This window comes from Zoogloea sp., from assembly GCF_041911615.1.
GTDB lineage: Bacteria > Pseudomonadota > Gammaproteobacteria > Burkholderiales > Rhodocyclaceae > Zoogloea.
On the sequence record NZ_JAYROR010000125.1, the window covers coordinates 23533 to 49531 of the forward strand.

Genomic DNA, 25999 nt, shown 5'->3' on the forward strand with positions numbered 1-25999 from the left:
AGAAGCCTATTTGAAGTCGCGCAGATCCGGCGGCGTGTCGTCGTGATCGCCGTGCGGGTGCAAGGCGTAGGCCTGGATGTACACCTCGTGGGACTGCTTGATCAACCGTTCGGGCGACCGCAGGTTATGCACCTGCGTATCCTCGACGTAATAGATCAGCGCCCGGTGAAGCCGCACCAACAGCGAACGATCGAGATGAAACCCCGCGCCCACCAGAGCCTCGTCGAGCAACTGAAGCGTGTAGTCGAGGACATTGTAATGCACCACCAGGGAACGCTCGTCCCGACCGTCCTCGACCCGCACGCCACGTAGCGCTGCCAGGGAGCGCCGCGCCTGCAGGATCTGGCCGGGAGGAAACGCCTTGAAGCGGATCTCCCGCGACTTGGCGATATCCCCGGCACCGCGGGGAGTGGCGCCGTCGTGCTTGCGTCCCGCCAGCTTGTAGGCTGTCTCCCGTCGCATGTCGCCCCCGGCTCGTGTTGAATTACTTCCCGCTATTCTGGAGGATTTGCAGGCCCTTGAGCAAATTGACCGCCTGAGCGAGCTGGTAGTCGTCCTTGCCCGCGATCTCGAAAGGCGGTTTCATGTCGTCGACCTCGTCCTTCGGCTTGTCCTTGCTCTTGGGCGCGGCATCCTTCTTCGGCGCGGTGGGCGCCGGTTCGACGACCTTCGGCACCTCAGGCTCCTTGCCGTTGCCCAGGTGGCGATCCAGGTCGGCCTCGCGCAGCCGCTCGCGGGACGAGCCGCCCGGCGTCTCTTCGACGATGATGTCGGGCACGATGCCCTTGGCCTGGATCGAGCGGCCGCTGGGGGTGAAGTAACGGGCCGTGGTGAGCTTGATCGCGGCGTTGCTGTTGAGCGGCAGGATGGTCTGCACCGACCCCTTACCGAAGCTCTGCGTGCCCATCACCACCGCGCGCTTGTGATCCTGCAGGGCACCGGCGACGATCTCCGAGGCGGAGGCCGAACCGCCATTGACCAGCACCACCATCGGCACCGTCTTGATCGAGGCCGGCACGTTGCGGATGAAGTCGTCGCGCGAACCACGCAGGTAATCCTCGGGTGCGGCCATGTACTTGCGTTTCGCGTCCTCGGCGCGCCCATCGGTGGACACCACCAGCGCCCCCGGCGGCAGGAAGGCCGCCGACACGCCCACCGCGCCATGCAGCAGGCCGCCCGGATCGTTGCGCAGGTCGAGCACCAGGCCTTTGAGCTCGCCCTGCTTAACGAGACGATCCAGGTGCTGGACAAGGGACGCCGCGGTCTGCTCCTGGAACTGCACGACGCGCACGTAGCCGTAACCCGGCTCGACGAGCTTCGACTTGACGCTCTGCACCTTGATGACTTCGCGCGTGAGCGTAACCACGATCGGCTTGGCCTCGCCCTTGCGCATGATCGTGAGCACGATGCTGGTCTTTGGCTTGCCGCGCATGCGCTTGACCGCGTCGTTGAGGGACATGCCTTTCACCAGCGTATCGTCGAGCTTGATGATGAGATCACCCGCCTTGACGCCCGCCCGGAACGCCGGGGTGTCCTCGATGGGCGAGATCACCTTGACGTAGCCGTCCTCCGAGCCGACCTCGATGCCAAGCCCGCCGAACTCGCCCTGGGTGCCCACCTGCAGCTCCTTGAACGCCTCGGCGTCCAGGTAGGCCGAGTGCGGATCGAGGTTCGACAACATGCCGCTGATGGCATAGGTGATCAGCTTCTTGTCCTCGACCGGCTCCACATAGCCCTGCTTGATGGCATTGAAGACGTCAGCGAGATTGCGCAACTCCTCGACCGGCAGCGGCGCCAGTGGCGATTTGTCGGCATTGGCCGAGAAGTTGAGACTGATCAGAACCCCGGCACACAGCCCCGTGAACACCAGGCCGGCCTGTTGCAGTTTGCTGCGCATAAAGTCTCCGTCGAGGCGCCGGCCCGAAGACCGCAATACGCCAGTGCCTGCCAGCAATCGGACAGGCCATCAAAAACGGGAAGAGTATAAACCGGAATGCTTCCCACCCATTCCGTATGAAACCGGGCCACCCGGGCTGAGGCGCGCCGCCCGCACCGTCGCCGCGAAAGATGTTATTTTATAATATTAGACGTACTCGACACTCGCCATCGCCTCCGTGAAAACCCCGACGCCCGACCTCATCGCCAACCAGGAACACATCGAGACCGCAGCCCGGGCCTTGAAGGCGATCTCTCACCCCCTGCGCCTGAAGATCCTGTGCGTGATCGGCGGCGACGAGGCCTGCGTCCAGGATATCGTCGATGCCGTCGGGACGTCCCAGAGCAACATTTCCCAGCATCTCGCCATCTTGCGCGACAAGGACGTGCTGCTCACCCGCAAGGACGCCAACCGGGTTTTCTACCGGGTCGGCGACCCCCGTACGCTGCAGCTCATCGCGATGATGCGCGAGGTCTTCTGCGGCGACAGCAAAGAATAATCCGTTCCACCCACCCCCGGAGTTTCGTTTCGTGGAATTCATCCAGCAAAACTGGTACTGGGCCGCGCTGGCCGCGGTCAGCGGCACCATGCTCGTCGTCACTTCGCTGCGCGGCGGCAAGGGGCTCTCCCCGGCACAGGCCACCGCGCTCATCAACCGCGAGGACGCGCAGGTCATCGACGTGCGCGAAGCCAGCGAGTTTTCTACCGGCCACCTCCTCAATGCACGCCACATCCCCCTGAGCGATCTCGAAAAGCGCCTCGGCGAACTCGAAAAGTTCAAGGACAAGCCTGTTATCCTCAACTGCCAGAGCGGCAACCGCTCGGCCGCCGGGTGCACCCTCTTGCGCAAGGCCGGTTTCAGCAACGTTCATAACCTCGAAGGCGGCATCGCGGCTTGGGAACAGGCGGGCATGCCCATCAGCCGGAAGAAGAAATGACCACTCAACCCAAAATCCTGATGTACGCCACGGCCGTGTGCCCCTACTGCGTCCGTGCCGAGGGCCTGCTACGCCGCAAGGGCGTCACCGAGATCGAGAAAGTGCGCATCGACACCGACCCGGTCCGCCGCGACGAGATGATGGAACGTACCGGCCGCCGTACCGTGCCGCAGATCTACATCGGTGATTTCCATGTCGGTGGCTGCGACGACCTGTTCGCCCTCGATCACGCCGGCAAGCTCGACCCGCTGCTGCGCGGCGAAGCCATCTGACCCCATCCGAACACCCGTTTCTCAACCGGAAAAAACCACCATGTCCGAAAACGCCCAACCCGTATTCTCCATCGAAAAGCTCTACGTCAAGGATCTGTCCGTCGAGGTGCCCAACGCCCCGCAGATCTACCTCGAACGCGAGGCCCCCCAGATCAACGTCCAGCTGCGCACCGAAGGCAACGGCATCGACGAAGGCGTCTTCGAAGTGAACCTCACCGTCACCGTGACCGCCACGCTGCCCGAAGACAAGACCGTCTTCCTCATCGAAGTGGCCCAGTGCGGCATCTTCCAGATTCGCAACGTTCCCCAGGAAGATCTCGAGCCGATCATGATGATCGGCTGTGCCAACATCCTCTTCCCGTACGCGCGCGAAGCGATCTCCGATGCCGTCACCCGTGCCGGCTTCCAGCCCGTGCTGCTCGCCCCGGTCAACTTCGAGGCGATGTTCCAGCAAAACCGCCAGCAAGCCGCCGGCACCGACGTTCCCGTTCAGTAATGAAGACGCGCCGCCGTATCGCTGCGGCGCTGCTCGGCCTGCCGTTCGCCCTGGCAGCGGCAGGCGCCTGCGCCTCGGATTTCCGCTCCCTCGCCGAACCGGCCATCCTCTACGATGCCCCGTCGAAGCAGGGCAAGCCGCTTTTCGTGATCCAGCGCTACACGCCCGTCGAAATGGTCGTGAACATTGATCGCTGGGTCAAGGTGCGCGAACCGGCCGGCAGTCTGCTGTGGCTGGAACGCCGCCAGCTTTCCGACAAACGCACGGTGATCGTCACCGCTGCCCGCGCCGACATCCGCCAGAAACCCGACGCCAACGCGGCGCTGGCCTTCGAAGCTGCCAAGGACGTGGTCCTCGAACTCGGCGACAAGCCGCCCGCCGATGGCTGGGTCGGCGTCCGCCATCGTGACGGCACCGCGGGTTTCGTCCGCATCAATCAGGTCTGGGGGCTGTAAGCACATGCGCATCGCCGTCTTCGGTGCCGGAGCGTGGGGCACCGCCCTCGCCCTCGCCTTCAGTCGCGGCCACGACGTCGTCCTGTGGAGCCGCGAGGCCGACGAGATCGCTGCCCTGAGCGCCCATCGAGAAAATCGTCGCTACCTCCCCGGCATCCCGCTCCCGGCGGGCCTGCAGCTGACCGACTCGCTCGTGCTCGCCGCCCAGGCCGATCTGCATCTCGTCGTCACTCCGCTCGCCGGACTGCGCGCCACGGCGCGTGCGCTGCGTGCCGCGGCGCCCGACACGCCGCTGCTGTGGGCCTGCAAAGGCCTCGAGGCGGGAAGCGCAAAACTGCCACACCAGATCGTCGCCGAAGAACTGGGCGAAGCCGCGCCGGCCGGCGTCCTCACCGGCCCGAGCTTCGCTGCCGAAGTTGCCCAGGGCCTGCCTGCCGCCGTGACGATCGCAGCCCGCGACATCGAATTCGCCCGCCACTGGGTACAGGCCCTGCACAACAACCGGCTGCGCCTCTATGCCAACGATGATCTCGTCGGCGCGGAAGTGGGCGGCGCGGTCAAGAACGTCATGGCCATCGCTGCCGGCGTCGCCGACGGCATGGGTTTCGGCCTCAACGCCCGCGCCGCACTGATCACCCGCGGACTGGCCGAGATCACCCGCCTCGGCCTCGCGCTGGGCGCCCGTCGCGATACCTTCATGGGGCTCGCGGGTCTGGGCGATCTGGTACTCACCTGCACCGGCGATCTCTCGCGCAATCGACGGGTCGGCCTGATGCTCGCCGAAGGCAAGACCCTTCCGGACATTCTCGCCGCGCTGGGCCATGTCGCCGAAGGCGTCAGCACCACCCGCGAAGTGGCCGCCCTCGCCGCCCGCCTGGGGGTCGACATGCCGATCACCAGCGCCGTCGATGGCGTGCTCGGTGGCACGCTGTCGGCCCGCGAGGCCGTCGAGCAACTGCTCGCGCGCGATCCGAAGCAGGAGTAGGCGGCTCCGGCGTCAGCGGCGCAAACCCGCCTCAGGCGCCGCCATCGAAACCGGTCTGGCGCCAGGCTTCGAACACCACGACCGCAGCGGCATTCGACAGGTTGAGGCTGCGGTTGCCCGGGCGCATCGGGATCTTCAGGCGCCGCGCGTCATCGAATTCCGCGTGCAATGCCGCCGGCAAACCGCAGGACTCCGATCCGAAGACGAACACATCGCCCGCCTCGAACGCCACATCGGAATATCGCCGCCCACCGTGCGAGGTCAGCGCGAAGATGCGGTGTCCGGCGAAGTGCGCACGGCAGCTCGGCCAGTCCTCATGCAAGGTGACCACCGCCATGTCGCGGTAATCCAGGCCGGCACGCACCAACTGCTTCTCCTCGAGGGTGAAGCCGAGCGGTTTGACGAGGTGCAGGCGCGCGCCGGAGTTCGCACACATGCGCATAATGTTGCCGGTGTTGGGAGGAATCTCCGGCTGATGAAGGACGACATGGAACATGGGCGCGGATTGTGCCCCCACCACTGGCCGCGATCAAGCCGGCGCCGGCGTCCGGGCGAGGATCCGATTCTCCACCCGGATCGCGCCGGCGGCTTTCAGGGCACGCGCCAGCTCGAAGAGCGTCGCCCCTGTCGTCATCACGTCGTCGACCACCACCACGCGCTTGCCCGCCAGGTCGCCAGTGACCCGAAACGCACCTCGCACGTTGGCGGCCCGCGCTTTCCACGGCAGGCTCGCCTGGGCTACGGTATCCACGTCGCGCTCGACGGCATCGAGCAGTACCGGCAGCCCCCACGCCCGGGCGAGGGGCCGCGCCAGCTCGCCCGCCTGATTGAAACCTCGCGTCCGCAGACGCAGTGGATGAAGCGGCATCGGCACCACCACGTCGCCGGCGGGAACCGGCAACGCCAGCATCAAGTCGACGAAAAGTCGCGACACAGCGAGTCGATGCCCGTACTTGAGCGCCTGCACGAGCTTGTCGACCGGAAACGCGTAATCGAGCGCCGCCCGACTGGCGTCGAAAGTCGGCGCTTCGCGCAGACAGGCGCCACACACCGCCCCGTGAGGCTGCGCAATCGCGCAAACCGGGCAGCGCGGGATGTCCGCGCCCGGCAAGGCATCCCAGCACGCTGGACACAGCACCGCGCTGCCGCTGCCCGCGCCGCAGGCAAAACAGTGTTGCGGCAGAATCGCCGCGAGGGCGGACTCCATGACCGCCGCCATTCGGCCGCCTTGCCGGCCAACTGCCTGATTTGACAAATCCAGACCCCTTCGGGGAAACTAAAAGGCTTCGTAATTTTGAATTACAGCCAAAATAAGGGTGCATGACAATGACCGCCACCGCCGCCTGCGCAGAGAGCGCCGCCCCCAACGCCGCAGCCAACCCGTCGCCCCGCAAGCGCTGGACCGTCGCTGAAGTCGAAGCCCTGTTCGCGCTGCCCTTCAACGATCTGCTGTTCCGCGCCCAGCAGGTGCATCGCGAACATTTCGACCCCAATGCCGTCCAGCGTTCCACGCTGCTGTCGATCAAGACCGGCGGTTGCTCCGAAGATTGCGGCTACTGCTCCCAGTCGTCCCGCTACGACACCGGCCTCGAAAAGGAAACCCTGCTGCCGATCGGCGAAGTCCTCGAGAACGCTCGCGCCGCCAAGGCCAAGGGCGCGACCCGCTTCTGCATGGGCGCCGCCTGGCGCGGCCCGAAGGAAAAAGACCTCGCTCCGGTGCTCGACATGGTGCGCGAAGTGAAGGCCCTCGGCCTCGAAACCTGCGTCACCCTCGGCATGCTCAAGGACGGCCAGGCCGAGAGGCTCAAGGAAGCCGGTCTCGACTACTACAACCACAACATCGACACCTCGCCCGAATTCTACGGCCAGATCATCACCACCCACACGCTGCAGGACCGCCTCGACACCCTCGAGAAGGTGCGCGACGCCGGCATCAACGTGTGCTGCGGCGGCATTGTCGGTCTCGGCGAAACCAAAAAGAGCCGTGCTGCGCTGATCGCCGAGCTGGCGAACATGAATCCCCCGCCGGATTCCGTGCCCATCAACAATCTGGTCCAGATCGAAGGCACCCCGCTGGGCAATGCGGAAGCCATCGACCCCTTCGACTTCGTCCGCGTCGTTGCCGCTGCGCGCATCACCATGCCCGAAAGCTACGTGCGCCTGTCCGCCGGCCGCCAGGAACTCGGCGACGGCTTCCAGGCCCTGTGCTTCATGGCCGGTGCCAACTCGATGTTCTACGGTGATCGCCTCCTCACCACCGACAACCCCGACGCCGACGCCGACGACAAGCTTTTCGCCCGTCTGGGCCTCAAGTCGGTCTGAGCCTCGCGCCGCACCCAGCCCATGACCGCGCCCGACTTCCAGCTCGACCCGCGTCTCGTACGTCGTCGCGCCGGACGGGCTGCGGAGCGCTACGCCGGCGTCGACACCCTCGCACGGGAAGTCTCCCGGCGCATGGGCGAGCGACTCGACTACATTCGCATCGCTCCACGGCGCATCCTCGATCTCGGCTGCGGCCCGGGCGCCGATCTCGCCACCTTCGCCCAACGCTATCCCGGCATCTCCCGCGTCGCGATCGATTCCGCACCGGCGATGCTCGCCCAGGCCCGTGGTGACACCGGTCTGCTCAAGCGCCTGATGCGCTTCGGCAAGCCCGCCGAGCCGGATTTCATCTGCGCCGACGCCAGCGCCCTGCCCCTTGCCCGCGGCAGCGTGTCCCTCGCGTGGTCGAACCTCATGCTGCAGTTCCTGCACGACCCTTTGCCCGCGCTGAAGGAAATCCACCGCGTGCTCGAAGTTGGCGGCATGCTGATGTTCTCGACGCTCGGCCCGGACACCTTGAAGGAACTCCGTGCCGCCCTGCCGCCCTCGGATGCCGAACATCTCCACCGCTTCATCGACATGCACGACCTCGGTGACGCCCTCGTCGGAGCCGGCTTTGCCGACCCGGTGATGGACATGGACATGCTCACCGTCACCTACACCCATCTCGACGACCTGTTCCAGGACCTGCGCGCCAGCGGCTCCGCCAATGCCGCGCTCAGCCGTCCCCGCGGCCTGGTCGGCAAGGGCCACTGGCAGCAGCTACGCTCGAACTACGAGCGACTGCGGCGCGACGGCCGCCTCCCGGCCACCGTCGAAGTCGTCTATGGCCACGCCTGGAAAACCGCGCCCAAGGTCGCCGAGGACGGGCGCGCCATCGTCCGCTTCCAGCCCAAACCCACCTGAACGATGCCCCCCATCTGGCTGTTCGATCTCGACAACACGCTGCACAACGCCAGCCCGCACATCTTCCCGCACATCAACCGCAGCATGACGGCTTACCTCATGCGGCACCTGGATCTCGACGAACCCACGGCCAACCGCCTGCGTCTCGACTACTGGCGGCGTTACGGCGCCACCCTCACCGGCCTGATCCGCCACCACGGCACCGATCCGCGGCACTTCCTGCACGAAACCCACCAGTTTCCCGACCTCAACCGGATGGTGGTGTTCGACAACGCCCTGCGTCACATGCTGCGTCGCCTGCCCGGACGCAAGCTCGTGTTCTCCAACGGCCCCCGGCGCTACGCCGAAGCGGTGCTCGACGTGATGGGCATTCGCCACCATTTCGACGACGTCTATGCCGTCGAGCAGATGCGTTTTCACCCCAAACCCCGCATCCGCGGCTTCCATCACCTGCTGCGGGACCACCGCCTCGACCCTTCGCGCTGCATCCTCGTCGAAGACAGCGCCGAGAACCTGCGCACGGCCAAGCGCCTGGGCATGACCACGGTGTGGATCAGTCGCAGCCTGCGCAAGCCGCATTTCGTCGATCATCGCCTGCCCACGGTGCTCGACCTCGCGCGCCATGCGATGCGCCGCAGCGCTTCGGAGTAAAATGCCGGATTCCGCTTCAAGCGTCACCGCCTTCGAGTCCCAACGCCATGACCACTGCCCAGACTGAGAACCTCAACATCGCGGCCTTCGACCACATGCCCTCGCCCGAGGAGATCGTCTCCCGCGTGCCACTGACCGACAGCGCCGCCAACGTCGTCCTCGAAGGCCGCCGCACCCTGCAGGCCATCCTCGACCGCAAGGATCCGCGCGTCTTCGTCGTCGTCGGGCCCTGCTCGATCCACGACCCGGTCGCCGGCATCGATTACGCCCGCCGCCTCAAGCAGCTCGCCGACGAAGTGGCCGATACGCTGGTACTGGTGATGCGCGTCTATTTCGAAAAGCCGCGCACCTCCACCGGCTGGAAGGGTTACATCAACGACCCGTACATGGACGATTCCTTCCGCATCGACGAAGGCATGGAAAAAGCCCGGCATTTCCTGCTCCAGGTCAATGAAGTCGGTTTGCCCGCCGCCACCGAAGCCCTCGACCCGATCGCACCGCAGTACTACGGTGACCTGATCGCCTGGACCGCAATCGGTGCCCGCACCTCCGAATCCCAGACCCACCGCGAAATGGCCTCCGGCCTGTCCACCCCGGTCGGCTTCAAGAACGGCACCGACGGCTCCCTCGACGCCGCCGTGAACGGCATCCTCTCCGCGTCGCACCCCCACAGCTTCCTCGGCATCAACGGCCAGGGCCAGTCGTCGATCATCCGCACCCGCGGCAACCCCTACGGCCATGTCGTGCTGCGTGGCGGCGGCGGTCGTCCGAATTACGACACCGTGTCCGTCTCCCTGGCCGAGAAGGCACTCCAGAAAGCCAAGCTGCCGGACAACATCGTCATCGACTGCTCCCACGCCAACTCCTGGAAGAATCCCGAATACCAGCCGCTGGTCATGCGCGATGTCGCCCATCAGATTCGTGAAGGCAACCGCTCCATCGTCGGCCTGATGATCGAAAGCAACATCGAGGCCGGCAGCCAGCCGATTCCCGCCGACCTCGCCCAACTGCGCTACGGCTGCTCGGTGACCGACGCCTGCGTCGACTGGGCCACCACTGAAGCGATGATCCGCAACACCCGCGACATCCTGCGCGACATCCTGCCGAAGCGGAGCCAGGCTTGATGAATCTGGTCGTCCAGGGGCGCAAGCTCGAAACCCGCGCGCTGAAGGAACTCACCACACTCACCGGCTCGGAGGGGGTCGGTCGTCTCGGCCCCAACGCCGTCCGGCTGGTGGGCGCGCGGCCCCACCCCGATCTGGCGGATTACTGCGACGCCCACGCGCTCGATTTCGCCTTCGTCCCCGAAGGGCGCCGGCTGGCCGACTATCGCCTGTTCGTCACCGACATGGACTCGACCCTCATCAGCATCGAGTGCATCGACGAAATCGCCGACATGCAGGGCCTGAAGGCTGAAGTCGCGGCGATCACCGAGGCGGCGATGCGCGGCGAACTGGATTTTCGAGAATCCCTCACCCGCCGAGTCGCGTTGCTCGAAGGCCTGCCCGAAGAAGCCCTCGGTCGGGTTTTCCACGAAAGGTTGCGGCTCAACCCGGGCGCGGAAGCACTGATCTCCGGCCTCAAGCAGGCAGGCATCGTCACGGTGCTGGTTTCGGGCGGTTTCACCTACTTCACCGAGCGCCTGCAGAAGCAGCTTGGTTTCGACTACGCGGTAGCCAACCAGCTCGAAGTCCGCGCGGGCAAGCTCACCGGTCGGGTCAAGGGCGAGATCATCGACGGTGCGGCCAAACGCCACACCCTCGAACTCGTGCGCAAGCACCACGGCTTCGCCCCTGAAACCGTGATCGCCGCGGGCGATGGCGCCAACGATCTGCCAATGCTCGCTGCCGCCGGCGTCGGCATTGCCTATCACGCAAAGCCCGTGGTCCGCGAGAAGACCACCTACGCGCTCAACTACAGCGGCCTCGACGGCATCCTGAACCTGTTTGCGTGACGGCGGAACTGGTGCGACTGGCGTGGGTGCTCCGCAACAGAAAGCCGAAGGGCCCTTCCACGAAGAATCGTCGACCGGTTCGGCGATTCTTCCGCGCGGCCTCCTGCACATTGCTGCCCACGACCAGTGCGGATCGCATATTACCGATGCCATCAGGGTTAATCTGTGGCGCATTCCACATGTCGCAATGCAACATCGATAATTGTCGAAATTCTTTACACTTATTCCATCATTCGGTAGACTGATCGGATGCCTATCAAAAAGACGATCCTCGGCTTTTTTGTAGCGGCCGCGTTCTCGCACGCAGTCGTCGCGGCGGAGCCGGCAGCCAGCTCGCCTGACGACATGCCGCCCGCTTCGGTCTTCGAGCGCTACACCGACTCCATCCGTTCGCTGGTCGATCGAAGCCTGAACTTCCTAGGCGTTCCGTACCGCTTCGGCGGCACCAGCCCGAACACCGGCTTCGACTGCAGCGGCTTCGTCGGCAAGGTGTTTGCCGATGCCCTCGGCTTCGGCCTACCGCGCACGGCGGCCGAAATGGCGCAGACCGGCGAACAGGTCAAGATCAACGATCTCAAGCCGGGCGATCTGGTGTTCTTCAACACCATGCGGCGCGCCTTCTCGCACGTCGGCATCTATCTGGGCAACTACCAGTTCGTCCATGCCCCCTCGGCCGGTGGCGTCGTCCGCGTCGAGGACATGCGGATCAGCTACTGGGCCGCCCGCTACGACGGTGCCCGCCGCGTCCTGCCCAACACCCCCCCGCGCCAGACCCAGACCAACTGATCGCCGCCCGCGCGCGATCCATCTCGGCAGCCCCTCGACTGCGATCATGGCTCCCGTGACGACATGATCCCCTGGCTCGGCGACCGACCCGATTTTCCCTCCGCATCCCGCGCCCTGCGAGATCCCAACGGCCTGCTCGCCGCCGGGGGCGCGCTGACGCCCGACTGGCTGCTGGCAGCCTATCGGCGCGGCATCTTTCCGTGGTTCAACGAGGGCGAGCCGATACTCTGGTGGAGTCCGGACCCCCGCATGGTGGTCTTCCCCGGCCAGATCCGCATCACCCGCTCGCTACGCAAGACGCTGCGCAACGGTCGCTACGAAGTCCGGCTCGACAGCGACTTCGCGGCCGTCATCCACGCCTGCGCTGGCGTGCGCAAGTCTGGCCCCGGCACGTGGATCACCTCCGACATCGAGGCGGCGTATATCCGCATGCACGCGCTAGGCTACGCCCATTCGGTGGAAACCTGGATGGATGGCAAACTCGTCGGCGGCCTCTACGGCATGGCACTCGGACGCGCCTTTTACGGCGAATCCATGTTCAGCCTGCGCACCGACGCCTCAAAGATCGCCTTCGCCCACCTCGCGCGGTTTCTTGAGCAACACGATTTTCGCGTGCTAGATTGTCAGATGACGACCGCCCATCTGGCCTCCCTGGGCGGACGCGAAATCTCCCGGGCACTATTCGTGAACATGCTGGACACCGTCACCCGCGACGGCATGCCGCCTGGGCGCTGGCCAATCAACGGAGCCCAAGCCCCCTGGACGTAGCGCGCGATGCTCAAGGATTACCCCTACTCCCTGCTGCAGTTCTACGCCACGGCGCCGTATGCCTGCTCCTACCTGCCCGAGCGCCAGGCGCGCTCGCAAGTCGCCACTCCCAGTCACCTGATCGACACGCCGCTCTACAGCGAGCTCGTGCGCAGCGGCTTCCGGCGCAGTGGCATCTTCACCTACCGGCCTTATTGCGACGCTTGCCGCTCATGCGTGCCGGTTCGCATCCCGGTGAGCAGCTTCACCCCAAACCGCAGTCAGCGCCGCGCCTGGAGCGCACACGCCCACCTGCTCCCACGGGAAACCTCCCTCGAGTTCATCGAGGAGCACTACAACCTTTACCAGCGCTACCAGGGCAGTCGCCATGCGGGCGGCGGCATGGATCAGGACAACCGCGAGCAGTACGCCCACTTCCTGCTGCAAAGCCACGTGGACAGCCGCCTGATCGAATTCCGCGAAGGCGGCATCCTGCGCATGGTGAGCGTCATCGACTGCCTGACCGACGGGCTGTCCAGCGTCTACACCTTCTACGACCCCGAGGTCACCGGAGGCAGCCTGGGCACCTTCGGCATCCTTTGGCAGATCGAAGTCTGCCGCGAACTCAACCTGCCTTACCTGTACCTCGGCTACTGGATCCGCGACAGCCGCAAGATGGCCTACAAGGCCCGCTTCCGCCCGATCGAAGGGCGCATCGGCGGCCAGTGGCGCCCGCTTTCCGACGCCGACCTGGCGCGCCTCGACTGACCCCACCCATGCCACGCTTTCCCATCGCGCTCGTCGCGGCGCCGATTCTCGCCTGCGCCTGCGCTGCCCACGCCATGCCCGGCCTCGACGACTTCTCCACCTCGCCCCACCGCGACTGGCTGGTCGTCTCAGGCGCCTCCCACCACTTCCAGCCCGACCGGCGCGACTGGCGCGAAGTCAATCCGGGCATCGGTGCCGAGCGTGAATTCACCGGCACCGCCTGGGTCGCGTCGGCGGGCTATTTCCGCAACAGCTACGACCGCAACACCTTCTACCTCGGCGGTCGCTGGATGCCGCTCGAAGCCGGCCCGTTCCGCCTGGGCGCCTTTGGTCTGCTCGCCACCGGCTATCCGTCACCGATTCTCGTCCTACCGGCGGTGTCGGCCCAGATCGGACGCGTCGGTGCCAATCTGGTCGCCCTGCCGAACCTGCCGGGCTACAGCGGCTATCTCGGACTGCAGGTCCGCATCGCGGTGGATTGATCGAAGAAACAAGACTTTGCCGCACTGCGGTAGAATGGCTGATGCTCTACGAAATCGCCCGCCCGGTGCTGTTTTCCCTCGATCCGGAAACCGCCCACGAAACCACCCTCGCCGGCCTCAACCTGGCTGGCCGCCTGCTTCCCGCCGCTCGTCCACTTCAGGCCAATCCGGTCGAAGTCATGGGGCTGCAGTTTCCCAACCGCATCGGTCTCGCCGCCGGCCTCGACAAGAACGGTGAAGCCATCGACGGCCTCGCCCGTCTGGGTTTCGGCTTCATCGAGATCGGCACGATCACGCCCCGCGCCCAGCCCGGCAACCCCAAGCCGCGCATGTTCCGGCTGCCCGAAGTCAAGGGCGTCATCAACCGCATGGGTTTCAACAACCACGGTATCGACGCCCTGATCGGCAACGTGCAACAGATGAAGTACCGCGGCATCCTCGGGATCAACATCGGCAAGAACGCCGACACCCCCATCGAGCGCGCCGCCGACGACTACCTGGCCTGCCTCGACAAGGCCTACCCCCTGGCGAGCTACGTCACCGTCAACATTTCATCGCCCAACACCAAGAACCTGCGCCAGCTGCAGGGCGAATCCGAACTCGACGCCCTCCTCGGCCAGCTCAAGGCCCGCCAGGCCCAGCTCGCAGACAAGCACGGCCGCTACGTGCCGATCACCCTCAAGATCGCCCCCGATCTCGACGACGCCCAGATCACCAACATCGCCGACGCCCTGCGTCGTCACCGCATCGACGCGGTGATCGCCACCAACACCACGCTGGCCCGCGACAAGGTGCAGGGCATCCGCTACGGCGATCAGGCGGGCGGACTCTCCGGCGCACCGCTGTTCGAGGCCTCCACCGCGGTCGTCGCGGCGCTGGCCAGGGCGCTCCAGAACGAACTGCCGATCATCGCCGCCGGTGGCGTGCTGAACGGTCGTCAGGCCCGCGCCAAGCTCGAGGCTGGGGCCAGACTGGTGCAGCTCTACAGCGGCCTCGTCTATCGCGGTCCAGCCCTGGTCCGCGAAGCGGTCTCCGAGACCCGCGACTACCCATGACCCGACGCGCGGCCTCCCGTCCCCCGCGTTCGGCAGGCTTGAGTGCCCTGCCGTCCCGGCGGGATAATCCGCGCCTTGAACGACCGTCCGGCCCCATCGCCCTCCGACCATCATGACCAGCTACCTCTTCGTGATCCTCGGCGCTGTTCTCGTGAACAATGTCGTCCTGGTTCGCATCCTCGGTCTATGCCCGTTCATGGGCGTCTCGAAGAAGCTCGACGCCGCCGTGGGGATGGGGGCGGCCACCACCTTCGTGCTCACGCTGGGCTGCGGCACCAGCTACCTCATCGATCATTACGTGCTGATCCCCGCTGGCGTCGAATACCTCAGGACGCTGGCCTTCATCGTCATCATCGCGGCCATCGTGCAGGTCACCGAACTCGTCATCGAAAAGACCAGTCCCGTGATGTACCAGGTGCTGGGCATCTACCTCCCGCTCATCACCACCAACTGCGCGGTGCTGGGCGTGCCGCTGCTCAACGTGTCGATGCGCCACGATCTGCTCGAATCGCTGGTGTTCGGCTTTGGCAGCTCGGTCGGCTTCTCCCTCGCGCTGGTGCTGTTCGCGGGCATCCGCGAACGCCTGGACGGCGCCGACGTTCCGGCGCCTTTCAAAGGCACCGCCATCGCGATGGTCACGGGCGGCCTGATGAGTCTCGCCTTCATGGGCTTTGCCGGTCTCGACAAGTACCGCTGACATCATGCTATCCGCCCTCCTGATCATGGCCGGCGTCGCCATCGTCCTCGGCGCCCTGCTCGGATTTGCCTCGATCAAGTTCAAGGTCGAGGGTGACCCGCTGGTCGACAAGATCGACGCCATCCTGCCGCAGACCCAGTGCGGGCAGTGCGGTTTTCCCGGCTGCCGCCCCTATGCCACGGCCATCGCCAGCGGCGAGGCGGAAATCAACCAGTGCCCGCCCGGCGGTGAGGAAGGCATCCGCAAGCTGGCCGACCTGCTCGGTCGCGAAGTGAAGCCGCTGTCCGAGGAGCACGGTGTCGAGAAGCCCAAATCCGTCGCCGTCATCGACGAGCAGACCTGCATCGGCTGCACCCTGTGCATCCAGGCCTGCCCGGTGGACGCCATCGTCGGCGCCGCCAAGCAACTGCACACGGTCGTCGCAGCCGACTGCACCGGCTGCGAACTCTGCCTGGCGCCCTGCCCCGTCGACTGCATCGCAATGGCGCCCATCGCCGAAACCGTCGACACCTGGAAGTGGCGTTATCCGGTCGTCGAAATCAAGGCCGCCGCCTGACCGAGGCCCGAGATGCTGCGCAAACTGTTCAAATTCCATGGCGGCGTGAAGCCGCAGACCCACAAGAACGCCTCGACGGCGGCGGCGATCGCGCCGGTCCCGCTACCGGACCGCCTCGTGATTCCGCTCCACCAGGCTGTCGGCGGTCATCCACGGCCACTGGTCGCGCCGGGGGACACGGTACTCAAGGGGCAGCGCATCGGCGGCGCCGACGGCAGCCTGTCGTCCGCCGTCCACGCCTCCACGTCGGGCGTCGTGCGCGACGTGACGCAGGCCGTCATGCCCCACACCTCCGGCCTGTCCACCCTGTCGGTCATCATCGAACCCGATGGCGCCGACACCTGGGGCGAGCTCGACAAAGTGAACTACCTCGCCACCCCACCGGACGAGCTGCGCGATTTCCTGCGCGACGCCGGCGTGGTCGGTCTCGGTGGCGCGGTCTTCCCCAGCTACGCCAAGCTCAAGCCCGGCAAGGAAGGCAAGCTGCGCACCCTCGTCATCAACGGCGCCGAGTGCGAACCCTTCATCACCTGTGACGACCTGCTGATGCGCGAGCGCGCCCCCGAAATGCTCAAGGGGATCGTCGCCATGCGCCATCTGCTGCAGGCCGACGAAGTCCTCATCGGCATCGAGGACAACAAGCCCGAAGCCGTCGCAGCGGTGCAGGCCGCCATTGCCGCTGCGGGCGTCCAGGGCATCGAGGCCGTCGCCATCCCCACGCGCTATCCGGCGGGTGGGGCCAAACAATTGATCCGCGTGCTGACCGGCATCGAGGTTCCCCACGGGCGCCGCTCCACCGATTTCGGCGTCCAGTGCTTCAACGTCGGTACCGCGTTCAGCATCTACGAGGCACTCGAACTCGGCCGTCCGCTCATTTCGCGGGTGGTCACCGTGGCCGGTAACGTCGAGCGCCCGCGCAACTACGACGTGCTGATCGGCACGCCGATGGATCACGTCGTTCGCCTCGCCGGACCCCGCGCCGACACCGACCGCTACATCATGGGCGGCCCGATGATGGGCGTGCGCCTGCCCGGCTTCGACGTGCCGGTCGTCAAGGCCACCAACTGCATTCTGGTGGGCAGCCCGGCCATGTTCCCGCCGCCGCCGCCCGAAATGCCGTGCATCCGCTGCGGCGAGTGCGCCAAAGCTTGCCCGGCCGATCTGGCGCCGTTCGAAATGTACTGGTTCTCGCGCGCGAAGAACTTCGGCAAGGCGCAGGAATACCATATCTTCGACTGCATCGAATGCGGCTGCTGCAGTTTCGTCTGCCCATCGCACATTCCGCTGGTGGATTACTTCCGCTTCTCGAAAAGCGAGATCTGGGCGCGCGAGCGCGACAAGAGCGCTTCCGACACCGCACGCGAACGCTTCGAATTCAAGAACTTCCGCCAGGACCGCGAGAAGCAGGAAAAGGCCGAAAAGCTCGCCGCCAAGGCAGCCGCCACCCGCGAGAAGGTCGCCACCGAAGGCGCCGCTCCAGCCGGCGCAGCGGGTGGCGCCGAGGCGCCCGCCAAGCCCAAGCCCTCGGTCGATCCCGCCAAGCTCGCCCTGATCGAAGCCGCGATGGAAAAGGCCCGCCTGCAGCGCGCCCAGGCAACGCCACGCAACACCGACAACCTCGCCGCCGACGTCCAGGCCGACATCGCCGAGATCGACGCCCGCCGGCAAGTCGCCAAGGCACCCGACAACGCGCCGGACGCCTGATCCGGACGTCGCGAATCCCACGAAACATCGATGAACAATTCACCCTTCGTCCGCAAGCCGGCCAGCGTCCAGCGCGTCATGCTGCAGGTGCTGCTGGCCCTCGTGCCCGGCATCGTCGCCTACGTCTGGTTCTTCGGTGCCGGCATCCTGGTGCAGATCGCCCTCGCCTCCGTCGCCGCCCTGGCCGGCGAAGCGGCCATGCTGGCGATCCGCGGCAAGCCCAAGGCACTGTTCCTCACCGACCTGTCGGCCGTCGTCACCGCCTGGCTGATCGCCCTGACCTTCCCGCCCATCGTGCCGTGGTGGCTCACCGTCACCGGCACGCTGCTCGCCATCGTGGTGGTCAAGCAGCTCTACGGCGGCCTCGGCCAGAACCCTTTCAATCCCGCGATGGCCGCCTTTTGCCTGATGATCGTCGCCTACCCGGCGCTGATGTCCCAGTGGCCCGCTGCCGGCCAGCTGGATTTCGGCACCCAGCTGAAGCTGATCTTCGGCGGTCTGCGCGAGGTGGACGCGATCACCGGCGCCACGCCGCTCGATGCGCTGCGCACCGCCCTGCGCAGCGCCGCCAACCCCGAATCCAGCCTGCACGGCGTCGCCGCCAGCCATCTGATGGACGGACCGGCCTTCGGCCTGCTGGGCGGCAAAGGCAGCGAATGGATCGTGCTGGGCTATCTGGTCGGCGGCCTGTGGCTGATCCAGCGCCGCATCATCACCTGGCACATCCCGGTCGCGTTCTGCGCCGCGCTGTTCGTCTGCGCCGGCCTCCTGTGGGGCATGCGTCCCGACGGTTTCGCCTCGCCGCTCTTTCATCTGGCTTCGGGTGGCGCGATGCTCGGCGCGTTCTTCATCCTCACCGATCCGGTATCGGGCGCCACCACGCCCAAGGGCAAGCTGCTGTTCGCCGCCGGCGCGGCGGTGCTCACCTACGTGATCCGCGTGTTTGGCGCCTATCCCGACGGCGTCGCCTTCGCCACCCTGCTGATGAACATCCTCGTGCCGATCATCGACATGAACACCCAGGCGCCGGTTTTCGGCCACAAGAAGGATTGAGGCCATGAGCGAACCCACCCTCGCCGGGCTCTCTTCGCGCACCGCGGCCATCATGACCGTCTTCACGCTGGCCTTCACCGCGGTAATGGCAGCCACCTACGAGCTCACCCACGAAGCCATCGAGCAATCGGCCAACGATGAAAAGATGAAGCTGATCACCGAGGTGCTTCCGCCAGACACTTACGACAATCCCCTGCTGGACGATTTCGCGGCGCTCGGCCCCACGCGGGAACTCGGCCTCGAGCGTGGCGGCAAGATCTACCGGGCTCGCAAGGCCGGCGCACCGTCGGCGCTGCTCGTCGAAGCAACCGCGCCCGATGGCTACAGCGGCAACATCGACCTGATCGTCGCCATCCGCGCCGATGGCGACGTGCTGGGCGTGCGCGTCGTCAGCCACCGGGAAACGCCGGGCCTGGGCGATTACATCGACGCCCGCAAGGACAAGAACAAGGCCTCGCCGTGGATCGGCCAGTTCGCTGGCCTCAACCCGGCGCAGCTTCCCCTCGATCGCTGGAAGGTACGCAAGGACGGCGGTGAAATCAGCGCCCACACTGGTGCCACCATCAGCGCCCGGGCCGTCACCAATGCGGTAGCCCGCGCCGCCCGTTTCGTCGGCGCTCACCACGACCGCCTCTTCGCCGCCGAGCGCGGCGATATCCTCTGAACCAGGAGCCCGCCCATGGATCTCCGTAGCTACCGCGAAATCGCCTGGAACGGCTGGTGGAAGCAAAACCCCGGCATCGTCCAGATTCTCGGCCTGTGCCCGACCCTCGCCATCACCACCAGCGTCGTCAACGCCGTCAGCCTGGGCCTCGCCACCGTGCTCGTCATGGCCATGTCGAACCTGGCGGTGGCGCTGCTGCGCAATTTCATCCCCTACGAAATCCGCATTCCGGTCTTCATCCTCGTCATCGCCGCCCTCACCACGGTGGTCGATCTCGCGATGAACGCCTACCTGCACCAGCTCTACCTGGTGCTCGGCATCTTCATTCCGCTGATCGTCACCAACTGCATCGTGCTGGCCCGCGTCGAAGCCTTCGCCGCCAAAAACAGCCCGCTGGCCTCCACCCTCGACGGCGCCGCGATGGGCCTCGGCGCCACGCTGGTGCTCACCGTCCTCGGCGCAATGCGCGAACTCGTCGGCATCGGCACCCTGTTCTCGGGCATCGAAATGGTCATTCCGGGCACCCACGAGATCCACGTGCTCGGTGCCGACTACCCCGGCTTCCTGACCTTCATCCTGCCGCCCGGTGCGTTCTTTGCCCTCGGTTGCCTCATCGCCGGCCGCAACTGGCTGGAAGCCCGCCAGCAGGCGCGCGCCCGACTCACCCGCAGCGCGCCGAGCCCGCAGGAAGCCTGATGGCCGACATGCGCATCGCGGCGGTTGCCGAAGCCTTTCGCCGCCTGCGCGAAGCCAATCCGCACCCGACCACCGAGCTCGAATACGCCAGCCCCTTTCAGCTGCTGGTGGCCGTGGTGCTGTCGGCCCAGGCCACCGACAAGGGGGTGAACATCGCGACCCGCAAGCTCTTCGCCCTCGCCCCCACCCCGGAGGCGATGGCCGACCTGGGCGAAGCCGCGATCGCCGAACAGATCAAGACGATCGGCCTGTTCCGCAACAAGGCGAAGAACACCGCGCTCCTGTCGCGCCAGCTCCTCGAACGCCATGCGGGCGAGGTTCCCAATGATCGCGCCGCCCTCGAGGCGCTGCCCGGCGTGGGCCGCAAGACCGCCAACGTGGTGCTCAACACCATCTTCGGCGAGCCGACGATGGCCGTGGACACCCACATCTTCCGCCTCGCCAATCGCACCGGTCTGGCTCCGGGCAAGGACGTGCTGGAGGTCGAGAAGCGACTGCTCCGTCGCATTCCCAAGGAATACCTGCGCGACGCCCACCACTGGCTGATCCTTCACGGGCGTTACGTCTGCGTCGCCCGCAAGCCCAAATGCGGCGAATGCATCATCCGCGACCTGTGTCTGTTCAAGGACAAGACGGGCACCGGACCGTAGCCGCAATCCCATTCCCACGAGATCAATCCGTCCCCGACGGACGGCAGACCCTTCATCCACCCGCGCGGGCGAATGACCTCGCCCCCACCGAGACCACCGAGCCCATCATGTTCGACCCCTCCCGCGACCAGGCCCGCCAGTTCTTCGTCGAAGCGTGGCGCAAGCACAAGAACCGCGAAGTTCTGACCCAGCTCGAGATCATCGCCGCCGATCTCGTCGCCCATCACCCCGAATACCACGGCCTGCTCGATGACGCTGACGGCATCCACAAGGATTTCAGCGTCGACGACGGTCAGATCAACCCCTTCCTGCATCTCTCGCTCCACCTGGCCATCGAGGAGCAGCTCTCGATCAACCAGCCACCGGGCATCCGCGAAGCCTTCGAACAATGCCAGGCACGGCACGGCGATCGCCACGCCGCCCTCCACGATGTACTCGAATGCCTGGGCGAGACGATCTGGCGTGCCCAGAGGGACAACGCGCCGCTCGATGGATTAACCTATGTCGAATGCGTGAGAAAGCGCGCAGGAAGCTGAATCGGCGGTGATCCCGGCGCGTCAACGAGTCGAAAAGCCCTAAAAACCTGTCGCCACCCGTGAATTAGTTGGATGACAAAAAAACACTTTAGAGGTATTGACAAAAAAATATTTTTGATGTTTAAAGAGTCGACTTTATTTACACTTTTTTGTCAGAATCCGTATCGACTCGCTCAACATACTGTTTCTGAATAGAAAAATATTTGGTACGTATATTGCTAACCGGAGTTGCTTTCACCCCAGAAGGAGCTTCAAAATGCAAATATCACGTGCAAGCCTGTCGGCACTCTTCCTCACCCTGGCCGCCTCCGGCGCCCATGCGACGGTCATCGATACGACCGCCAGCTACGTCGGCGACATCCACAACTTCGGCTATCCCGACACCGCCACCTACGGCCAGACCTTCACCGTCACCGGCACCGATACCGTCCTCAACAGCTTCTCGCTGTACCTCAACGGTGACTACACCCAGGACGTACGCGGCTACATCGGCGCTTGGGACGGCAGCAAGGTCACCAACCTGCTCTACACCAGCAACACCGTCTCGGTGAGCGGCAGCGGCACCCATGAGTTGAGCTTCGCGCCGGGTGGCCTGATGCTCACCGCCGGCGGAACCTACGTCGCCTTCCTGAGCATCTCCGAGCTGCCGATGCAGCCCTTCGCTTACTTCGGGATGCCGGCTGGTGCCGACTCGATTCCCGGCCAGTTCGTGTTCATCAACAACAGCACCAACTTCAGCCAGCTCACCAACACCGCCTGGACGACCAACTGGAGCGGCAACGCCGACGTCTGGTTCAAGGCCGACCTGGGCAGCCCGGTGAGCCAGGTGCCCGAACCCACCAGCCTCGCCCTTGCCAGCGTCGGCCTCGCCGCGCTGCTCGGTCGCCGCAAGGCCGCCCAGGCCTGACCCACGCCCCTCGGGGCACCCGGCCCACGGGCCGGTTATCACCGGGCGTGAGCCTCCGCCCGCATTGCACGCCCGGTGATTAGCTTGTGCATTTTTCTTGGTTCGGTTGAACGCGAGTCGTCCCTAGACTTGCCTCATCCAACGACACTGACCAAGGAAATCCCCATGCAAGCCCGCAAGCTCCTCAGCATTCTCCTCGCCGTCGGCCTCATCGGCAGCGGCAGCGCCCACGCCGACCAGACCCTCCTCAACGTTTCCTACGACCCGACCCGCGAGCTCTATCAGGACTTCAACACCGCCTTCGCCAAGTACTGGAAGAACAAGACCAACGAGACGGTCACCATCAAGCAGTCCCACGGCGGCTCGGGCAAGCAGGCCCGTTCGGTCATCGACGGTCTCGAGGCCGACGTCGTGACCCTCGCCCTCGCCTACGACGTGGACGCCCTGGCCGACAAGGCCAAGCTGATCCCCGCCGACTGGCAGAAGCGCCTGCCGCACAACGCCTCGCCCTACACCTCGACCATCGTCTTCCTGGTGCGTAAGGGCAACCCCAAGCAGATCCGCGACTGGAGCGACCTCGTCAAGCCCGGCGTGGCGGTCATCACCCCCAACCCGAAGACATCCGGCGGCGCCCGCTGGAACTACCTCGCCGCTTGGGGCTACGCCCTCAAGCAACCCGGCGGCAACGACGCCACCGCCAAGGATTTCGTCAAGAAGCTGTTCGCCAACGTCAAGGTGCTCGACTCCGGCGCCCGCGGTGCGACCACCACCTTCGTCGAGCGCGGCATCGGCGACGTGCTGATCGCGTGGGAAAACGAAGCCTACCTGGCGATCAAGGAGCTCGGCCCGGACAAGTTCGACCTCGTCACCCCGTCCGTTTCCATCCTCGCCGAACCCCCAGTCAGCGTCGTGGACAAGGTGGTCGACAAACGCGGCACCCGCAAGCTGGCCACCGCCTACCTCGAATACCTCTACTCGCCGGAAGGCCAGACCATCGCCGGCGACAACTATTACCGCCCGCGCGATCCGAAGATCGCCGCCAAGTACGCCAAGCAGTTCGCGCCGGTCAAACTGTTCACCATCGACGACGTCTTCGGTGGCTGGACCGCCGCCCAGAAGACCCACTTCGCCGACGGCGGCGTGTTCGACCAGATCAACGTCCGCTGACCGTTCGCAGGCAGGCACCCATGCAGCACACCACCCTCATCGTCCCCGGCCTTCACGGTAGCGGCCCCGATCATTGGCAGACCTGGCTCGAGCAGCAACTGCCCGATGCCCGGCGGGTGCCCGACATCGACTGGGAGCGGCCGATCCTCGCCCGCTGGGCCAATGCCGTGCGCGACGCCATCGATGCCTCGCCGGGGCCGGTTTGGGTGGTGGCGCACAGCTTCGGCTGCCTCGCCTCGGTGGTCGCCGCGGCCGACCGCCCCAACCGCGTCGCCGGGTTGATGCTCGTCGCCCCGGCCGACCCGGACCGCTTCACCCCGGGTGGGCTGCGCGACCCCGGCGCCTACCCCGACCAGGCCAGCCTCTCCCAGTGGATTCCGCGCCAAGTGCTCGACGCCCCCAGCCTCGTCGTCGCCAGCACCAACGACCCCTGGGTGCGCCTCTCGTCGGCCGCCTACTGGGCCGAGTGCTGGGGCAGTCACTTGGAGGAAATCGGCGCCGCAGGGCACATCAACGTCGAATCCGGCCACGGCCCCTGGCCGCGCGGCCTGGCCCTGCTGCAAGCCCTGCAGACCGCCTGCGACGATCTGCCCCTGGGCTGCATCGACGAATGGCGGCTCAACCGCCGTGGCCGCCACGGCGCCCTCGCCCGCCTGCGCCACCGCACGCGGCAGGAAACGGGCATCTAGACGCGGCGCGCCGATCCCGCGCCCCCCGCCGGGAGCGGCTGCAAAAAGGCCTCGCCGCGCCCTCCAGCGCCAAGACGTGCAACGCATTTTCGCTGCAAAGCTTTCCACGCTCGGGCTGCAAAACTCAGAAGAATTTGTTGGTTCGGTTGCGTTGGGGGCGGCGCTACAGTCGCCGCTTCACCAGTCATTACGCACCGCACCATGTCCCAGCCCATCACGCCCACGCCCGCCATCGCGCTGCGCGGCGTCACCCGCCGATTCACCGACCCCGGCGGCCAGGTCGTCGGTGTCCGCCCGACCACGCTGGTCGTCCCCGAGGGCGAAATCCACGGAATCATCGGCTTCTCGGGCGCCGGCAAGTCCACCCTGCTGCGCCTCGCCAATCTCCTCGAACGCCCCGACAGCGGCGAGGTGATCGTCCACGGCCAGGATCTCACCCGACTGTCCGCCGCCGAGCTGCGTCGGGCGCGCCACCGCATCGGGATGATCTTCCAGCACTTCAACCTGCTGCATAACCAGACCGTGGCCGAAAACGTGGCCCTGCCGATGCGGATTGCCGGCACCGATCCGGCGCGCATCCGCGATCGGGTCGCCACCTGCCTCGACTTCGTCGGCCTCGCCGAGAAGGCTGACGTTTACCCCGGCCGGCTCTCCGGCGGCCAGAAGCAGCGCGTCGCCATCGCCCGCGCCCTGGCGCCCGAACCCCACGTGCTGCTGGCCGACGAGCCCACTTCGGCCCTCGACCCGCGCACCACACTCGATCTGCTCGACGTGCTGTCCGACGCCAACCGGCGCTTCGGCGTGACGATCCTGCTGGTAAGCCACGAAATGGAGGTGATTCGCCGCCTGTGCCACCGCGTGTCGGTGATGGAGGGCGGCCGCATCGTCGAGCAGCTCGACATCGCTGGCGGCGTCATCCCCGCCGGCTCGCGCCTGGCCGGCTGGCTGGCCGACTTCGGCGCCGTCGGCCCCGCCGCGAGCCCTTCGCCAGGCGTGCGCGAAGCCGATCAGGCCGCGCCGCACCACTTCGCCCTGGAGGCCGCCCATGCCTGAAAACCTCATCGACACCCTGATCGAGCTGCAGCCCGAGATCCTCAAGGCCACCGGCGAAACCCTGTTGATGCTCGCCATCAGCCTGTCGGTCGCCATCGTGCTCGGCGGCGCACTGGGCATCCTGGTGTTCCTCAGCAGCCGCGGCCAATCCCTGGAACGCTTCCGCGTCTTCAATCTGGTCACCAACGGCGTCATCAACGTGGTGCGCAGCTTCCCGTTCATCATCCTGCTGGTCGCCATCTCGCCCTTCACCCGGGTGATCGCCGGTACCTCGATCGGGCCGCTGGCGGCCAGCGTGCCGCTCTCCATCGCCGCCACCTTCTACTTCGCCCGGCTCATCGAGCAGACCCTGCGCGACGTGCCCCGGGGCGTGATCGAGGCCGCCGAAGCGATGGGCGCCTCGCCGCTGCAGATCGTGCGCCACGTGCTGCTGGTCGAGGCCCGCTCCGGGCTGGTGCTGGCCGTCACGGTGCTGGCGGTGAGCTTCCTGTCCTACTCGGCCGTGGCCGGCGTGGTGGGCGGCGGCGGCATCGGCGACCTGGCCATCCGCTACGGCTACTACCGGTTCCAAACCGACGTGATGGTCATCACGGGGTCGCCTCAGAAAACGGAAAAAATCGTACGTTAAGCCGGTTGCAGCGGCCGTAGCGGCCTGAACTTGCCCGCGCCGATCTTGGCGCTGCTGCGCCAGAGGTAATCGCCGGTCAGGTTGATGTGCTCCCAGCCCAGCGGCGACAGGTACTGCAACAGGCCGTCATCGACGGCTTGACCGTGGCCACGCAAGGCGTTCGCGGCCCGCTCCAGGTAAACCGTGTTCCACAGCACGATGGCCGCCGTCACCAGGTTGAGACCGCTGGCGCGGTAGCGCTGCTGC

34 protein-coding genes are annotated in these 25999 nt (G+C 66.0%); 29 read left to right on the forward strand and 5 right to left on the reverse strand.

Annotation, left to right across the window (positions count from 1 at the left end; translation table 11 throughout):
- Positions 1-6: 6 nt before the first annotated feature.
- Together ACE3P2_RS16335 and ACE3P2_RS16340 are read right to left on the reverse strand one after the other, a co-directional pair.
- Positions 7-462, reverse strand: a complete 456-nt coding sequence (locus ACE3P2_RS16335) for a hypothetical protein (protein WP_374266382.1) — start codon at positions 460-462, stop codon at positions 7-9.
- Positions 463-484: 22 nt separating this feature from the next.
- Positions 485-1897, reverse strand: a complete 1413-nt coding sequence (locus tag ACE3P2_RS16340; RefSeq protein WP_374266384.1) for a S41 family peptidase — start codon at positions 1895-1897, stop codon at positions 485-487.
- A gap of 217 nt (positions 1898-2114) precedes the next feature.
- Here ACE3P2_RS16340 and ACE3P2_RS16345 point away from each other — a divergent pair, with 217 nt between their 5' ends.
- Genes ACE3P2_RS16345 through ACE3P2_RS16370 form a run of 6 tightly spaced genes read left to right on the forward strand, consistent with a single transcriptional unit; the run spans position 2115 to position 5082 of the window.
- Positions 2115-2435 (forward strand): ArsR/SmtB family transcription factor, encoded by a 321-nt coding sequence (locus ACE3P2_RS16345; RefSeq protein WP_374266386.1) that lies wholly within the window; start codon positions 2115-2117, stop codon positions 2433-2435.
- A 31-nt stretch (positions 2436-2466) separates the two neighbouring features.
- Entirely contained in the window at positions 2467-2874 is a 408-nt protein-coding gene (locus tag ACE3P2_RS16350) for a rhodanese-like domain-containing protein (RefSeq protein WP_374266388.1), read from the forward strand.
- A complete protein-coding gene (gene grxC, locus ACE3P2_RS16355) occupies positions 2871-3146 on the forward strand; it encodes a glutaredoxin 3 (protein WP_374266390.1) in 276 nt (91 codons plus the stop codon). The genes ACE3P2_RS16350 and grxC overlap by 4 nt, the downstream gene beginning before the upstream one ends.
- A gap of 40 nt (positions 3147-3186) precedes the next feature.
- On the forward strand, positions 3187-3642 hold the full coding sequence (gene secB / locus ACE3P2_RS16360) for a protein-export chaperone SecB (protein WP_374266392.1): 456 nt from the start codon (positions 3187-3189) through the stop codon (positions 3640-3642).
- Positions 3642-4097, forward strand: a complete 456-nt coding sequence (locus ACE3P2_RS16365; RefSeq protein WP_374266394.1) for an SH3 domain-containing protein — start codon at positions 3642-3644, stop codon at positions 4095-4097. Before secB ends, ACE3P2_RS16365 begins: the two co-directional genes overlap by 1 nt.
- A 4-nt stretch (positions 4098-4101) precedes the next feature.
- Entirely contained in the window at positions 4102-5082 is a 981-nt protein-coding gene (locus ACE3P2_RS16370; protein ID WP_374266396.1) for an NAD(P)H-dependent glycerol-3-phosphate dehydrogenase, read from the forward strand.
- A gap of 31 nt (positions 5083-5113) precedes the next feature.
- Here ACE3P2_RS16370 and ACE3P2_RS16375 read toward each other — a convergent pair whose 3' ends face one another.
- The gene (locus tag ACE3P2_RS16375; protein ID WP_374266398.1) at positions 5114-5578 is read right to left on the reverse strand and encodes a tRNA (cytidine(34)-2'-O)-methyltransferase; all 465 of its coding nucleotides are present in this window, start codon (positions 5576-5578) and stop codon (positions 5114-5116) included.
- 33 nt (positions 5579-5611) lie between these two features.
- Entirely contained in the window at positions 5612-6289 is a 678-nt protein-coding gene (locus ACE3P2_RS16380) for a ComF family protein (protein ID WP_374266400.1), read from the reverse strand.
- 119 nt (positions 6290-6408) lie between these two features.
- Between ACE3P2_RS16380 and bioB the strand changes: the two genes are divergently transcribed.
- The 23 genes from bioB to ACE3P2_RS16495 all read left to right on the forward strand — a co-directional run bounded on the left by bioB (position 6409) and on the right by ACE3P2_RS16495 (position 25753).
- Positions 6409-7404 (forward strand): biotin synthase BioB, encoded by a 996-nt coding sequence (bioB, locus tag ACE3P2_RS16385; protein WP_374266402.1) that lies wholly within the window; start codon positions 6409-6411, stop codon positions 7402-7404.
- Between the two features lie 21 nt (positions 7405-7425).
- Positions 7426-8310, forward strand: a complete 885-nt coding sequence (locus tag ACE3P2_RS16390) for a methyltransferase domain-containing protein (RefSeq protein WP_374266404.1) — start codon at positions 7426-7428, stop codon at positions 8308-8310.
- A gap of 3 nt (positions 8311-8313) precedes the next feature.
- Complete coding sequence (locus ACE3P2_RS16395) at positions 8314-8961, forward strand: pyrimidine 5'-nucleotidase (RefSeq protein WP_374266406.1); 648 nt, start codon at positions 8314-8316, stop codon at positions 8959-8961.
- A gap of 47 nt (positions 8962-9008) precedes the next feature.
- Positions 9009-10085 carry a 3-deoxy-7-phosphoheptulonate synthase gene (locus ACE3P2_RS16400; protein WP_374266408.1) on the forward strand — a complete coding sequence of 359 codons (1077 nt, stop codon included), beginning with the start codon at positions 9009-9011 and terminating at the stop codon, positions 10083-10085.
- Positions 10085-10915 (forward strand): phosphoserine phosphatase SerB, encoded by an 831-nt coding sequence (serB, locus tag ACE3P2_RS16405; protein ID WP_374266410.1) that lies wholly within the window; start codon positions 10085-10087, stop codon positions 10913-10915. The genes ACE3P2_RS16400 and serB overlap by 1 nt, the downstream gene beginning before the upstream one ends.
- Before the next feature lie 345 nt (positions 10916-11260).
- Positions 11261-11701 carry a C40 family peptidase gene (locus ACE3P2_RS16410; RefSeq protein WP_374266412.1) on the forward strand — a complete coding sequence of 147 codons (441 nt, stop codon included), beginning with the start codon at positions 11261-11263 and terminating at the stop codon, positions 11699-11701.
- Positions 11702-11764: 63 nt separating this feature from the next.
- On the forward strand, positions 11765-12469 hold the full coding sequence (aat, locus tag ACE3P2_RS16415) for a leucyl/phenylalanyl-tRNA--protein transferase (protein ID WP_374266414.1): 705 nt from the start codon (positions 11765-11767) through the stop codon (positions 12467-12469).
- 6 nt (positions 12470-12475) lie between these two features.
- The gene (locus ACE3P2_RS16420; RefSeq protein ID WP_374266416.1) at positions 12476-13216 is read left to right on the forward strand and encodes an arginyltransferase; all 741 of its coding nucleotides are present in this window, start codon (positions 12476-12478) and stop codon (positions 13214-13216) included.
- Positions 13217-13224: 8 nt separating this feature from the next.
- On the forward strand, positions 13225-13698 hold the full coding sequence (locus tag ACE3P2_RS16425; protein ID WP_374266418.1) for a hypothetical protein: 474 nt from the start codon (positions 13225-13227) through the stop codon (positions 13696-13698).
- Between the two features lie 41 nt (positions 13699-13739).
- Complete coding sequence (locus ACE3P2_RS16430; protein WP_374266420.1) at positions 13740-14753, forward strand: quinone-dependent dihydroorotate dehydrogenase; 1014 nt, start codon at positions 13740-13742, stop codon at positions 14751-14753.
- 112 nt (positions 14754-14865) lie between these two features.
- Entirely contained in the window at positions 14866-15450 is a 585-nt protein-coding gene (gene rsxA / locus ACE3P2_RS16435; RefSeq protein WP_374266422.1) for an electron transport complex subunit RsxA, read from the forward strand.
- Between the two features lie 4 nt (positions 15451-15454).
- A complete protein-coding gene (gene rsxB / locus ACE3P2_RS16440) occupies positions 15455-16006 on the forward strand; it encodes an electron transport complex subunit RsxB (protein WP_374266424.1) in 552 nt (183 codons plus the stop codon).
- A gap of 12 nt (positions 16007-16018) precedes the next feature.
- Positions 16019-17710: an electron transport complex subunit RsxC gene (rsxC, locus tag ACE3P2_RS16445; RefSeq protein WP_374266426.1), complete on the forward strand. Its 1692-nt coding sequence runs from the start codon at positions 16019-16021 to the stop codon at positions 17708-17710.
- A gap of 30 nt (positions 17711-17740) precedes the next feature.
- Positions 17741-18763: an RnfABCDGE type electron transport complex subunit D gene (locus tag ACE3P2_RS16450; protein WP_374266428.1), complete on the forward strand. Its 1023-nt coding sequence runs from the start codon at positions 17741-17743 to the stop codon at positions 18761-18763.
- Positions 18764-18767: 4 nt separating this feature from the next.
- Entirely contained in the window at positions 18768-19427 is a 660-nt protein-coding gene (gene rsxG / locus ACE3P2_RS16455; RefSeq protein ID WP_374266430.1) for an electron transport complex subunit RsxG, read from the forward strand.
- A gap of 15 nt (positions 19428-19442) precedes the next feature.
- Positions 19443-20123: an electron transport complex subunit E gene (locus ACE3P2_RS16460; RefSeq protein ID WP_374266432.1), complete on the forward strand. Its 681-nt coding sequence runs from the start codon at positions 19443-19445 to the stop codon at positions 20121-20123.
- Between the two features lie 8 nt (positions 20124-20131).
- Complete coding sequence (nth, locus tag ACE3P2_RS16465) at positions 20132-20773, forward strand: endonuclease III (protein WP_374266446.1); 642 nt, start codon at positions 20132-20134, stop codon at positions 20771-20773.
- 107 nt (positions 20774-20880) lie between these two features.
- Positions 20881-21309, forward strand: coding sequence for a DUF1841 family protein (locus tag ACE3P2_RS16470; RefSeq protein WP_374266434.1), 429 nt, complete (start codon positions 20881-20883; stop codon positions 21307-21309).
- A gap of 256 nt (positions 21310-21565) precedes the next feature.
- Complete coding sequence (locus ACE3P2_RS16475; protein ID WP_374266436.1) at positions 21566-22216, forward strand: PEP-CTERM sorting domain-containing protein; 651 nt, start codon at positions 21566-21568, stop codon at positions 22214-22216.
- Between the two features lie 165 nt (positions 22217-22381).
- Positions 22382-23383, forward strand: coding sequence for a sulfate ABC transporter substrate-binding protein (locus ACE3P2_RS16480; RefSeq protein ID WP_374266438.1), 1002 nt, complete (start codon positions 22382-22384; stop codon positions 23381-23383).
- 20 nt (positions 23384-23403) lie between these two features.
- Positions 23404-24072, forward strand: coding sequence for an RBBP9/YdeN family alpha/beta hydrolase (locus ACE3P2_RS16485; protein ID WP_374266440.1), 669 nt, complete (start codon positions 23404-23406; stop codon positions 24070-24072).
- 201 nt (positions 24073-24273) lie between these two features.
- On the forward strand, positions 24274-25125 hold the full coding sequence (locus tag ACE3P2_RS16490; RefSeq protein WP_374266442.1) for a methionine ABC transporter ATP-binding protein: 852 nt from the start codon (positions 24274-24276) through the stop codon (positions 25123-25125).
- A complete protein-coding gene (locus ACE3P2_RS16495; RefSeq protein WP_374266444.1) occupies positions 25118-25753 on the forward strand; it encodes a methionine ABC transporter permease in 636 nt (211 codons plus the stop codon). The genes ACE3P2_RS16490 and ACE3P2_RS16495 overlap by 8 nt, the downstream gene beginning before the upstream one ends.
- Here the strand turns inward: ACE3P2_RS16495 and ACE3P2_RS16500 are convergent.
- Positions 25750-25999 (reverse strand): Tn3 family transposase (locus tag ACE3P2_RS16500; RefSeq protein WP_049194297.1); only part of this gene is annotated, 250 nt, incomplete at its 5' end. The two genes, ACE3P2_RS16495 and ACE3P2_RS16500, sit on opposite strands and share 4 nt — an antisense overlap.

Excerpts from the sequence above, each read along its gene's own strand:
- ACE3P2_RS16365 (WP_374266394.1), top strand. The coding sequence starts at position 3,642 with ATGAAGACGCGCCGCCGTATCGCTGCGGCGCTGCTCGGCCTGCCGTTC.
- ACE3P2_RS16375 (WP_374266398.1), bottom strand. The coding sequence starts at position 5,578 with ATGTTCCATGTCGTCCTTCATCAGCCGGAGATTCCTCCCAACACCGGC.
- bioB (WP_374266402.1), top strand. The coding sequence starts at position 6,409 with ATGACCGCCACCGCCGCCTGCGCAGAGAGCGCCGCCCCCAACGCCGCA.
- serB (WP_374266410.1), top strand. The coding sequence starts at position 10,085 with ATGAATCTGGTCGTCCAGGGGCGCAAGCTCGAAACCCGCGCGCTGAAG.
- nth (WP_374266446.1), top strand. The coding sequence starts at position 20,132 with ATGCGCATCGCGGCGGTTGCCGAAGCCTTTCGCCGCCTGCGCGAAGCC.
- rsxC (WP_374266426.1), top strand. The coding sequence starts at position 16,019 with ATGCTGCGCAAACTGTTCAAATTCCATGGCGGCGTGAAGCCGCAGACC.
- ACE3P2_RS16495 (WP_374266444.1), top strand. The coding sequence starts at position 25,118 with ATGCCTGAAAACCTCATCGACACCCTGATCGAGCTGCAGCCCGAGATC.
- ACE3P2_RS16335 (WP_374266382.1), bottom strand. The coding sequence starts at position 462 with ATGCGACGGGAGACAGCCTACAAGCTGGCGGGACGCAAGCACGACGGC.
- ACE3P2_RS16370 (WP_374266396.1), top strand. The coding sequence starts at position 4,102 with ATGCGCATCGCCGTCTTCGGTGCCGGAGCGTGGGGCACCGCCCTCGCC.
- ACE3P2_RS16380 (WP_374266400.1), bottom strand. The coding sequence starts at position 6,289 with ATGGAGTCCGCCCTCGCGGCGATTCTGCCGCAACACTGTTTTGCCTGC.
- ACE3P2_RS16470 (WP_374266434.1), top strand. The coding sequence starts at position 20,881 with ATGTTCGACCCCTCCCGCGACCAGGCCCGCCAGTTCTTCGTCGAAGCG.
- ACE3P2_RS16395 (WP_374266406.1), top strand. The coding sequence starts at position 8,314 with ATGCCCCCCATCTGGCTGTTCGATCTCGACAACACGCTGCACAACGCC.
- grxC (WP_374266390.1), top strand. The coding sequence starts at position 2,871 with ATGACCACTCAACCCAAAATCCTGATGTACGCCACGGCCGTGTGCCCC.
- ACE3P2_RS16410 (WP_374266412.1), top strand. The coding sequence starts at position 11,261 with ATGCCGCCCGCTTCGGTCTTCGAGCGCTACACCGACTCCATCCGTTCG.
- ACE3P2_RS16475 (WP_374266436.1), top strand. The coding sequence starts at position 21,566 with ATGCAAATATCACGTGCAAGCCTGTCGGCACTCTTCCTCACCCTGGCC.
- ACE3P2_RS16490 (WP_374266442.1), top strand. The coding sequence starts at position 24,274 with ATGTCCCAGCCCATCACGCCCACGCCCGCCATCGCGCTGCGCGGCGTC.
- ACE3P2_RS16390 (WP_374266404.1), top strand. The coding sequence starts at position 7,426 with ATGACCGCGCCCGACTTCCAGCTCGACCCGCGTCTCGTACGTCGTCGC.
- ACE3P2_RS16425 (WP_374266418.1), top strand. The coding sequence starts at position 13,225 with ATGCCACGCTTTCCCATCGCGCTCGTCGCGGCGCCGATTCTCGCCTGC.
- ACE3P2_RS16450 (WP_374266428.1), top strand. The coding sequence starts at position 17,741 with ATGAACAATTCACCCTTCGTCCGCAAGCCGGCCAGCGTCCAGCGCGTC.
- ACE3P2_RS16340 (WP_374266384.1), bottom strand. The coding sequence starts at position 1,897 with ATGCGCAGCAAACTGCAACAGGCCGGCCTGGTGTTCACGGGGCTGTGT.
- rsxG (WP_374266430.1), top strand. The coding sequence starts at position 18,768 with ATGAGCGAACCCACCCTCGCCGGGCTCTCTTCGCGCACCGCGGCCATC.
- rsxB (WP_374266424.1), top strand. The coding sequence starts at position 15,455 with ATGCTATCCGCCCTCCTGATCATGGCCGGCGTCGCCATCGTCCTCGGC.
- ACE3P2_RS16430 (WP_374266420.1), top strand. The coding sequence starts at position 13,740 with ATGCTCTACGAAATCGCCCGCCCGGTGCTGTTTTCCCTCGATCCGGAA.
- ACE3P2_RS16400 (WP_374266408.1), top strand. The coding sequence starts at position 9,009 with ATGACCACTGCCCAGACTGAGAACCTCAACATCGCGGCCTTCGACCAC.
- aat (WP_374266414.1), top strand. The coding sequence starts at position 11,765 with ATGATCCCCTGGCTCGGCGACCGACCCGATTTTCCCTCCGCATCCCGC.
- ACE3P2_RS16460 (WP_374266432.1), top strand. The coding sequence starts at position 19,443 with ATGGATCTCCGTAGCTACCGCGAAATCGCCTGGAACGGCTGGTGGAAG.
- ACE3P2_RS16480 (WP_374266438.1), top strand. The coding sequence starts at position 22,382 with ATGCAAGCCCGCAAGCTCCTCAGCATTCTCCTCGCCGTCGGCCTCATC.
- rsxA (WP_374266422.1), top strand. The coding sequence starts at position 14,866 with ATGACCAGCTACCTCTTCGTGATCCTCGGCGCTGTTCTCGTGAACAAT.
- secB (WP_374266392.1), top strand. The coding sequence starts at position 3,187 with ATGTCCGAAAACGCCCAACCCGTATTCTCCATCGAAAAGCTCTACGTC.
- ACE3P2_RS16420 (WP_374266416.1), top strand. The coding sequence starts at position 12,476 with ATGCTCAAGGATTACCCCTACTCCCTGCTGCAGTTCTACGCCACGGCG.
- ACE3P2_RS16485 (WP_374266440.1), top strand. The coding sequence starts at position 23,404 with ATGCAGCACACCACCCTCATCGTCCCCGGCCTTCACGGTAGCGGCCCC.